We start from the raw sequence: 10,407 nt of genomic DNA, 5'->3' as shown, positions 1-10,407 counted from the left end.
TTTCGAAAAACCACTCGAATTGACGCTTTTTTTATCCTATTAATTTCTAAATGCACAACGGGTTAGAATAGTTTTAATTTATAAATCAGTACTTCTAATTTATAATACATAAACCTATACAGGTAATGATTTTTCAAATTTGCTGAAAATTAATTCAGTATGAGAAATAGTATACTACCGTTTTTGATGATTTTTCTTTTTTTGGGGTGTTCGGCTTCTTCAAAAGATAAGATTTTGTTTGTTACCTCTAATCAACATACCTATGGAAACACAGATCTGAAAACTGCAAATCATTTTGCAGAAATCGTTTTGGCATACGATGTATTCATAAAATCGGGTTACCAGGTTGATTTTGTAAGTCCAGAAGGCGGCGAAATTCCGATAGGATATATAAATACCTCAGATCCTATTCAAAAAAAATATTTAGATGACTTGGATTTTATGAATTTATTTAAAAATACGTATTCTCCCGAAGCTATAGACGCAAAAAACTATAAAGCGGTTTATTACAGTGGTGGTGGAGCTGCCATGTTTGGAGTTCCTGAGAATAAAGCCATCCAGAGTATCTCAAGAAAAATTTATGAGAATACAGGAATTGTATCAGCCATTTGTCATGGTACAGCAGGAATTGTAAATTTAAAATTAACAAACGGAAAGTATTTATATAAAGAAAAAGAAGTAAATGGTTTTGCTGATGCTTTTGAAAATAAAAGTAAAGCCTATTATAAAACATTTCCATTTTCTATAGAGGAAACCATTACTAAAAATGGAGGAAATTTTACTTATTCTAAAAAAGGATGGGATAATCATTATATTGTAGATGGTAGATTAATTACCGGACAAGATCCTACAGCTTCAGTATCTGTTGCAGAACAAGTTGTAGCAATACTTCAGAAGACAAATAATAAATAAACTTAAAATAGAATAAACAGATGAGAACAACAATTTTTATCCTACTCGTATGCTTAAGTACCTCTACATTAACTTTTGCTCAGGAATCTGATAAAGCACTTGTAGAAAAAACCGTTACGTATTACCTGGATGGAGGTACAAACAATGATTTTGAAACCTTAAAAAAGGCATTTCATACCAATGCTACAATGAAATTTATTTCAAAAGGAGTTTACAAAGAGGTAAATGCTTTAGAGTTTTTTAAAAAAGTAATGAAACCCGGACCAAAACAAAATCGAAAAACAAACATTGCATCTATAGATGTAACAGGAAACGCAGCACAAGCAAGACTTGAAATAGAATATGAGACATTTACATTTATTGATTATATGAATTTGTTAAAAGTAGATGGAGAATGGAAAGTAGTTAGTAAGATATTCTATAGACAACAAAAAAAATAAAAAATGAAATCATTTTTATCAATTTTAATCCTGGTATTTATTTGTAATCAAGCCTCTGGGCAAACCTATATCGGAGAAAAGACAGAGATTAAACAACTAATAGAAAACGGTAAAAATTTCTCTAAATATGTTAACACTTCAGATTATAAAATGATCGGCGAATCATATACTGAAGACGCTAAAATATTTCCTAATAATTTAAAAATTATTGAAGGAACAGAAGGTATACTTGGGTATTGGAGGCTTCCTGAGGGAATAAAGATCATTAATCATAGAATAGATCCAATAGAAATTAAAATCATTGGTAATGAGGCATATGATTATGGTACTTATCAAGGCACTACAAAAAAAGCTGATGGAGAAGAAATTACCTGGAAAGGTAAATATGTAATTGTCTGGAAAAAAGTAGGAGCTAACTGGAAAATATATTTAGATATATGGAACTCTATTAAATGACTTTAATGTTTTTGATAATGACAGTTTGTATTTAGTAAGGTTTTACGGTCAATTTGATATATAATTGAAAATTAATGAATTAATTTGTTGTTTATCAAATTATTGGTACCATCTTTGCAAAACAAATTATATAATAAATTTAATTACATTACAATGAATAAAGGAACAGTAAAATTCTTCAATGACGCTAAAGGTTTTGGATTTATCACAGAAGAAGGTGTTAACAAAGATCATTTTGTACACATTTCTGGATTAGTAGACGAAATCCGTGAAGGTGACGCAGTTGAATTTGATCTACAAGAAGGTAACAAAGGATTAAACGCGGTAAACGTAAAAGTTATCTAATACATATACTTTCAAGTTTAAAGAAAGCCCATCACTAATGATGGGCTTTTTTTATTATGTATATTCTATTATTACTATGTAATAGTATCAACTATCAATGTATGTTCAAAATTTCTTCTGCCTTTGCCCAATCATTCTCTAAAATTGAATGTACTTGCTTTTGATCTGATCGAACGGTATAGTTACCAATAAATTGGGTGCCTAACAAATCAATATGGTATAGCGCTTTGAATCCGTTATCATAAATTACCGCAGGATAAACATCATGTTCTTTAAACAAAAAAGAAAAGGGACCAAAACGAACATGGGCATCTACAACTACTGCCTTACCATTAGGAGATAAATGGTAATCTTCTTTAGAGACAAAAAGGGTAAACCAACCTTTATGAATTCGGAAATCATTTTTGGCAACACCTGCTTTTCCTTCATTTGGTAATGGGGTAATAATTGATTTGATAGAAGCATTTCCAATTATTTTTTGAAATAGCCCCATCATAGTAAGTAACATTTTATTTTTAAAACTAATCGAAGCACCAAACATTTTAGACCAACTTTTTATTTTAAAATTAAAATCACCTGTCCATTCTCCTTTTGCTATTTGAAAATAATATACCTGGTTGGGCGCTTTCTTCAGCGCTTGTGGATCAAGTATGACATCTTGCCCTTGTTCCATTAGTTCGAGCAATTCATTTCCTGCATTTAAGGTATCAATAATCTGAGTGACATTTTTCACTTCTACCGAATTAATAATTTTCAAAACCGATGCTCCCATAAAACCAGGATCAATAATTTTCTCACTTAACTGAGCTATACCTGTATTTTTTTGTTCAATAATGATTTGTTGATTGGGTAATGTAAGCGGTGCTAATTCGATAGCAAGTTTCCAGGCAAAGTCTCGGGCAACTTTCATGCTGAAATTGATAATTGCTTCTTCTTCTTTTTCTGCAATGTCTTCTAATAAGTATAATAATGGAGAAAGCTCACTTAGTTCACTCAGAACCGTTGGGATAATGGAGGCAAGAATATTATTTACTTTTTGAAAATCATCATGCAAATCATGAATAGCTACACCAGGAGAAGTTTCTGCAGCAGCAACGCCCAAATCAATGTTGATGTGTGGATTCATCCCTAATAACAAATGTTGAACAATAATTAGCTCATTGTTTGTTATCGCATTAAAAGCAACCGCCCACGCTTTGGGCATGGCAGGATCATTGTTTTGAAATTGTTCAACTACTTCGAAATAGCGTGCTGCAAAATGAATATCTAACTTTTCAAGTCGTTCATCATTATCAAAATAACCAGTACCTAATTTGCTTTTAATGGTTTGGGTTACTCGCAAATATAAACTAGCGAAATAACCAACACGACTGGAGTGTTCTTTAGACCATTGAAGAATAGATTCTAATTTTTCGATTACTTCATCGATAGAAGCTGGATTCATAATAACAGATTTAAGATAAAACTACTTGGTTCTACTCGTTTTGCATCTAATTATAATTTAGTTGCTTAAGATTATGATTGTCTCGTTAGCTCGTATTTAATTTACTAAAGTTAAAGATTTCATAATCAATTAAAAAGAGTTAAAACCCCCAATTTATAGCGGGTTTTCTACCTAAAATTGAAAAAAAAACAGAGCAACAATTGTCACCCTTCTCTATAAATAATTTATGTGTTCTTCAATTTCAAGGAAGTAAATAACACAGAAAATTCATTTTAGCGAATATCAGTAACATCGTTATAATGATTATTTTTATGTAAAGAGCGAGTCTGTTTTTTAATTACCTTAGTATCATAAATTACTTATAAGATGGAATGTGCCACTATATATTATGATAAAAGACACTTTTTTCCAATGCATTTGCATCCGGATCGCTATACGTTTTCTTATATCATAAATGGAAGTGCAAATCTTATATGTAAAGATGCGATATTCACCTTAAAGGCGGGTGATTTGGTGATGATTCCTCCTTATGTAGCGCACCAGACATTAATAGAAAATTTTTTCCATTACAAAGTCATTAGGGTTCCGAAGTTATATTCTTTTAACAATGTTTCCAGCAATCGATTGGGGGTAACGATAATACAGAATTGTTATTCTTATAAAAATCATTTTAATAATTGGTTCGAATCGATTATGACTAATAATAAGAAGAACTTTGATACCAGGGATAATGAAGAAACTAAAGTCCCGGATATATTTAAACATTTTTTGATTAGTAATAGCTCTAATTCAACCAAGTCAAAAATTATTTTAGAAAAAGCACTGGTACATTTTGAAAATAATTATAGTCGATCAATACTTGTCGAAGAATTATTGGATTTAACCTGTTTAAGTGATAGCCATTTTCAACGGCTTTTTAAAACTAATATAGGAATTTCACCTATTCGATATTTACAAAATCTACGAATTGAAAAAGCCAAAGAATACATAAAAACCAAAGATAGTTTTACCGATATTGCTTATGATACTGGTTTTTTTGATCAAAGTCATTTTAATAAATACTTCAAGATGAATGTAGGGATGATTCCAAAAAAATATGCCGATCTGGTTAAAAATGATTGAATTTTACAATTTTAGGATTTAAGATTGATAGAACTTGCTATCAAAAGTACAACGTTATGCAAGATTTAAATGCTAAAGAAGTAGAAGAGGCTCAGGAAGCACTAATACGATACTGCGGTGAGTTTTCACCTTTTATTGTTGAAAAGGCTTTTGGAAGCTATATCTATACTAAAGATGGAGATGCAATTCTGGATTTTACCTCTGGTCAAATGTGTTCTGTATTTGGGCATAATCATCCAAAATTTGTTGAAATATTAGAAAAATCAGGAGATAAGGCAATTCATTTACTAAGTTCTATCTTATCTCCTCCGGTTATTAATCTTGCCAAAAAGTTAACAGGTAAATTGCCCAGTAGCCTATCCAAATGTATATTTCTGAATACTGGATCCGAGTCGAATGAAGTAGCTATACGAATGGCAAAATTAGCTACTGGTGGTTTTGAAATCATTGGATTTTCTGGCTCTTGGCATGGTATGACGGCGGGAGCGCAGTCATATACCTTTTCAAAAACAAGAAAGGGATATGGACCTGCTATGTCGGGTAGTTTGATGATACCGGCACCTTATGAGTATCGTTGCCCAATTGCGCATTGTAAAGGGACTTGTGATCATACTTGCTTAGAGGTAGGTATGAAAATGGCCGATCAGCAATCTGTTGGAGAATATGCAGCATTAATAGCCGAACCTTTATTGAGTGCTGCAGGTATGATCGAATTAAAACCCAGTTATGTTAAAAGGTTAAAAGAATTATGTGATGAACGTGGGCTACTGTTAATATTTGACGAAGCTCAGACAGCATTAGGACGCCTTGGGAAAACTTTTGCTTTTGAACAGTACGATGTTATTCCTGATTTCTTGACCTTATCAAAAACACTAGGAGGGGGGCTTCCATTGGCAGCAATGGTTACCACAGCAGAAATAGAAGAAGAATGCTATAAAAGAGGGTTTGTTTATGTGACCTCTCATGTGTCTGATCCTTTTTGTGCATCTTTTGGCTTAGCCGCTTTTGATATACTTGATGAACAAAAATTAGCCGAAAGTGCATTGGAAAAAGGAAAGTACTTAAAAGAGCAATTGCTACAATTACATGAGAAATATGAATGTATAGGAGATGTAAGAGGTAGTGGACTTTTATTAGGTGTTGAAATTGTAAAAGATCGGGAAACGAAGATACCAGACGATGATTTGGGTCAGAAAATATGTAGTAGATGCCTTGAGTTAGGCTTAAATATGAATATAGTTAGAATGAAAGGTTACGGAAGTGTTTTTAGAATTGCTCCACCATTAACCATAAGTATTGAAGAAATAGATTTAGGCATTGCGATTTTAGATGAAGCAATACAGGATTGTATTTAATAAAAAAGCTATTTATAGAATGTTGACTTAAAAACAGGTATTTTTACGCATTGTTAGCTATATAAATTCATCTTAAGTTTAAACACCATAATCGTCATTTTTTAATTCCCCACATCAACTTTATTGATAATAAATAGTTGATATAGATTTCTTATTAATGTATTTTTTTTATTAAAATTATACGATAAAATTCTGGAATTATGAGTGAAGACAATAGTAGTACCGAAAATACCTTTATTCCTTTTGAAAATATAGGCTTGTGTTTTAGTGGTGGAGGTTATCGAGCAACATTCTATTCTTTGGGGATAATCTCGTATTTAAATAAAGTCAAATATAAAGGAAAGCCTCTGTTAGAATATGTAGAAGCTCTTAGTTCTGTTAGTGGTGGGACCCTTTTGGCAGTAGCTTATGCCAAATCAACACAAGATACGAAACACAGTTTCATAGAATTTTTTAAAGAATTTTACCAAGCCTTTGAACCCAAAAAGGATAAATTATTAGATACGGCAATTAAGAAACTGGAAGATGATACAGTCTGGAAAAACAATCCATACAAGACACGTTCCCTGATTAATGCATTTGCATTGACTTACGCAGAAATGGAAGTTTTTAAGGGAGATTTTTCTATGTTTGAGAACCCAGTATCAGAACATTTAAAACAAGTATGTTATAATGCTACAGATTTTTCATTTGGACTCACGTATAGATTTCAAAACACAGGAGTTTTTGGTAACTCACCACTTTCGAATTCATCTGTAGAAAAACTTAAATTTAAAGTGCAATTGGGAGATATTATTGCTTCATCTTCTTGCTTTCCTCTTGGGTTTGAGCCGTTACAATTTCCAGATGATTATTTCAAAGATCATAATTCTACAGATTACAAAGCATTGAAAAGTCTTGACAGATTTATTGATGGAGTAGGAATCATGGATGGTGGCATTGCAGATAATCAAGGTATTGCTAGTATGATTCGAATTAATGAGAGAATGAAAAATGGACTCAATCTTATCATTGTAAACGATGTTGGAAGTTTTAAGATGGTACCTTGGCATCAAGACAATAGTTTTGAGAAAAAAGGAGTTTCTATAAAACAATTTGTAGCGAAAGCCTTAGCATATTTCAGGATTAAACCATTGTATTGGATACTTCTTTTATTAGGGGTAATTATGGTAGTTTTAAATTCAATGAAAATTTTCAACAATTGTGATGATTGTGCCTGGCCTGCAATTTATATAATTGGCAGTATATTAATTGGTATTGGCTTAATTCTAACTATATTGGGTGGATTTGCCTCGGTTATCATGAATTTTTTTAAAAGTAAGATGGCATCTCTTTTTAAAAAAAATGTACCAGAACCACTTGTAGACGACATCCTGAGTTTTAAAAAATTAGATATTGGATTGGTACAACAGATGCTTACGAATCGATTAACATCTGCAGTAAAAATGATCAATGACGTCTTCCTAAAGCAAATGCGTAGACTTAATTATGATCTGTTTTATTCTAAATATTCACTTCAAAACAAACGCATAACTACTACAGTATATAAGCTAAATGGTCAAAAGACACCTTATTCTGGTGGTCAACCAAATTATAATAAGGATATTAAACCTGCGCCAAGCAAATTGTTAATGAGTGTTGGGTTAACTGCATCCGAAACACCAACAACATTATGGTGGGATAAGAAGGATATTGCCAAAAATAGAATGGATACACTAATCGCCTGCGGTCAATTTACACTTTGTTATGAGCTTATGGAGTATATCCTGGAGCTCAAAAAATCAGAAAGTGATTTAAAAATTGATTTTACCGAAATTGATTTGTTGTATAAAGATCTAAAAGACGATTGGAAAGCTTTCAATAAAAACCCATTTTTCGTACTAGAAGAGTTAAAAAAATAATTTTTCAGAATACAGGTTGTTCTTCAGCTTATTATAGGGATGAATTACCTTATTGAACGTATCAAATGAGTAAGAGGAAGTGTTATGCGTGAGAATGGTTTGTTTTGATTACGAATTATTTGAAAAACTAGACATATTATCTTTATAGCTATTCCCTATCGGAATCTCAATTTTATCAATTTCTACATCGTTTTTGGTGTAAGCAGTAATTTTTTCTTGATTTATAATATATGAACGATGAATACGAATAAATCGGGAATCAATACGTTTTTCGAAGTTAGAGATACTCTCTTTTATAATCAAGGTTTTATTTTCCAAATGAATTTTAATATAATCCTTTAAGCTTTCAATATATAAAACATCATCAAAAAGTACTTTTATTTGCTTTTTTGCTTTGTTTACAAAAACAAAATCTGTTTTCTTATGTGTAGTATTTTCTGGCGAGTCATATGATATAGACTTTTTTTCCTGTTCTAAGAACTTCTGAATAGCTAAGAAAAAACGTTCAAAAAATATGGGCTTCAATAAATAATCTACAGCATTTAATTCAAACCCGTCTACTGCATAATCGCGATATGCAGTCGTAAAAATTACTTTAGGTTTATATACAAGGTTTTTAAAGAAATCAGTGCCTTTTAACACTGGCATTTCAATATCTAAGAAAAGTAAATCAATTTTTGTAGTACTTAATATCGAACTAGCTTCAATTGCACTAGAACAGGAGGCTATCAATTCAAAATCCGGAAGTTTATTTAAATACGTTTCAATTAATTCTCTGGCTAAAGGTTCATCATCTATAATTAAACATGTATAGCTCATATAATATCTAATTTAAGATTAGCAGAAAATGAATTTGATTTGTTTTCAATAATTAGATTATATGCCTTAGGATACAATAATTCGAGTTGTTTTTTTATGTTTTTAAGACCTATGGAGTCTTTATTCATAGCAGTATTAACACCTGTAGGTTTGCTGTTTTTAACATTAAAAACTAATTGTTCTCCCTTTTTAGAGATATTAATTTCAATGCTTGCCTGATTTATTTCTTCTTTAACGCCATGCTTAAATGCATTTTCGATAAACGTAAGCAATAATAAAGGAGCAATTTTTTCCTGTCCCGTTACATTTTTACTAAAAGAGATTTTTACTCTATCGGCATAACGGATTTTTTCTAAGGATAAATAGTTCTCGATTAAATCAATTTCTTTATCTAATGAGACATAATTTTCATTGCAACGATATAAGATATAATCCAAAATATTAGATAGTTTTTGGATTACTTTGGTTGTATCATCAGACTTTTTTAAGGCTAATGCATGTAAATTATTTAATGTATTAAATAAAAAATGAGGGTTTAATTGGTTTTTTAAAGCAGCAAGTTCTGTTGTTTTTTTCTGTTCATTTAATTTTAATAAGCGTTGCTTTTCTGTATAAAGTTTTAATACCAGGATTAAGAATGTTGGATATAGTAAATACAATGATTTTGATATAAACTCACCTATGTTTGTGAATCTACCCAATAGAGAAGTGTCAGTAAAACGTTTTATATAATTTACATAAGTCGCAGGAAAGGTAGGTTCAAAATAATGTATATATGTTAAGGTGCAAATAAGGTAAAAAGTAAGCAACGTTATTACGATCGATATCCAAAAAATCAAAACCTTACCCTTATTTAAAAGATGTAGAATTAAAAATTCTATAATCACATATGACATAGCAATTTGAAGTATGACCCTTATACTATAAGTGATTAGTAATTCTTCAGTTGTAGAATAATACCAACTAGAGGCAGAAGCGGAAAAGACAAAAATCAAAAGCCCAAATATGAGATACTTGAATCTTGAAACCTCCAGAAAGCTTTGGATTTTTTGTAACATGCTGTTTTCTATTTCTATTCATTGTAAAGGTACAAATTTAAAGAACCCAAGTTTGCATAGGATACCAAACTACGGGTTTGTGATGTCGAAAGTCTATTTCCTGAAGACAAAATCATATATGGGCAGTAACCAAATCTATAACAACACTTACACCTCTTCTGTCTGTTTTTTTTTATACGAGTTTACTCTTCTTATAATTTGGCACTCAAACAATAATTTTTTTGAGAATGAACTTTATGAAAACAATCTTATCTATTCTTTTGGAGGATATTAAAAGAAAACATTTATTTATATACCTTTTCCTTGTTTCGATTGGTGTTTTTGGGCAATCGGGCACGGTTACAGGAGAAATATTAGACCAAAACACACAAGAACCTATACCTTATGTGAATGTAATTATAAAATCCGGAGAAAAGATAACAACCGGTGGGATTACAAATGATAAGGGAGTTTTTTTGTAGATAAAATCCCTTTTGGAGATTATAATTTTGAAGTTCAGTTTATTGGATACAAAACAGTTACAAAAGGTATTGCTATTACTCAATCAAAAAGCAA

At 31.1% G+C, this 10,407-nt stretch carries 11 protein-coding genes; 8 read left to right on the top strand and 3 right to left on the bottom strand.

Annotation, left to right across the window (positions count from 1 at the left end; all coding sequences use genetic code 11):
• Nucleotides 1-159 precede the first annotated feature (159 nt).
• The 4 genes from Z054_RS0107055 to Z054_RS0107040 all read left to right on the top strand — a co-directional run bounded on the left by Z054_RS0107055 (nt 160) and on the right by Z054_RS0107040 (nt 2,153).
• Nucleotides 160-912: a type 1 glutamine amidotransferase domain-containing protein gene (locus tag Z054_RS0107055; RefSeq protein WP_084050156.1), complete on the top strand. Its 753-nt coding sequence runs from the start codon at nt 160-162 to the stop codon at nt 910-912.
• A 20-nt stretch (nt 913-932) separates the two neighbouring features.
• Nucleotides 933-1,352 (top strand): nuclear transport factor 2 family protein, encoded by a 420-nt coding sequence (locus tag Z054_RS28010; RefSeq protein WP_024769377.1) that lies wholly within the window; start codon nt 933-935, stop codon nt 1,350-1,352.
• Nucleotides 1,353-1,355: 3 nt separating this feature from the next.
• Nucleotides 1,356-1,808, top strand: coding sequence for a YybH family protein (locus Z054_RS0107045; RefSeq protein ID WP_024769376.1), 453 nt, complete (start codon nt 1,356-1,358; stop codon nt 1,806-1,808).
• A 153-nt stretch (nt 1,809-1,961) separates the two neighbouring features.
• Complete coding sequence (locus Z054_RS0107040; RefSeq protein ID WP_024769375.1) at nt 1,962-2,153, top strand: cold-shock protein; 192 nt, start codon at nt 1,962-1,964, stop codon at nt 2,151-2,153.
• 94 nt (nt 2,154-2,247) lie between these two features.
• Here the strand turns inward: Z054_RS0107040 and Z054_RS29970 are convergent, their stop codons facing one another.
• The gene (locus Z054_RS29970; protein WP_024769374.1) at nt 2,248-3,597 is read right to left on the bottom strand and encodes a DUF5995 family protein; all 1,350 of its coding nucleotides are present in this window, start codon (nt 3,595-3,597) and stop codon (nt 2,248-2,250) included.
• Nucleotides 3,598-3,963: 366 nt separating this feature from the next.
• On the opposite strand from Z054_RS29970, the gene Z054_RS29965 reads away from it, so the two are divergent.
• The 3 genes from Z054_RS29965 to Z054_RS0107020 all read left to right on the top strand — a co-directional run bounded on the left by Z054_RS29965 (nt 3,964) and on the right by Z054_RS0107020 (nt 7,975).
• Entirely contained in the window at nt 3,964-4,719 is a 756-nt protein-coding gene (locus Z054_RS29965) for an AraC family transcriptional regulator (protein ID WP_024769373.1), read from the top strand.
• Nucleotides 4,720-4,775: 56 nt separating this feature from the next.
• Entirely contained in the window at nt 4,776-6,074 is a 1,299-nt protein-coding gene (locus Z054_RS0107025; protein ID WP_024769372.1) for an aspartate aminotransferase family protein, read from the top strand.
• 200 nt (nt 6,075-6,274) lie between these two features.
• Nucleotides 6,275-7,975: a patatin-like phospholipase family protein gene (locus Z054_RS0107020; protein ID WP_024769371.1), complete on the top strand. Its 1,701-nt coding sequence runs from the start codon at nt 6,275-6,277 to the stop codon at nt 7,973-7,975.
• 108 nt (nt 7,976-8,083) lie between these two features.
• Here Z054_RS0107020 and Z054_RS0107015 read toward each other — a convergent pair whose 3' ends face one another.
• Entirely contained in the window at nt 8,084-8,794 is a 711-nt protein-coding gene (locus Z054_RS0107015; protein ID WP_024769370.1) for a LytR/AlgR family response regulator transcription factor, read from the bottom strand.
• Nucleotides 8,791-9,852, bottom strand: coding sequence for a sensor histidine kinase (locus Z054_RS0107010; RefSeq protein ID WP_024769369.1), 1,062 nt, complete (start codon nt 9,850-9,852; stop codon nt 8,791-8,793). The genes Z054_RS0107015 and Z054_RS0107010 overlap by 4 nt, the downstream gene beginning before the upstream one ends.
• A 236-nt stretch (nt 9,853-10,088) precedes the next feature.
• Here Z054_RS0107010 and Z054_RS32425 point away from each other — a divergent pair, with 236 nt between their 5' ends.
• Nucleotides 10,089-10,313, top strand: coding sequence for a peptidase associated/transthyretin-like domain-containing protein (locus tag Z054_RS32425; RefSeq protein ID WP_051473692.1), 225 nt, complete (start codon nt 10,089-10,091; stop codon nt 10,311-10,313).
• The last annotated feature ends 94 nt before the right edge of the window (nt 10,314-10,407 follow it).

It is taken from the genome of Aquimarina macrocephali JAMB N27 (assembly GCF_000520995.1).
GTDB lineage: Bacteria > Bacteroidota > Bacteroidia > Flavobacteriales > Flavobacteriaceae > Aquimarina > Aquimarina macrocephali.
The sequence above is the reverse complement of the archived record's forward strand: the minus strand, read 5'-3'. Positions and strand labels throughout refer to the sequence as shown.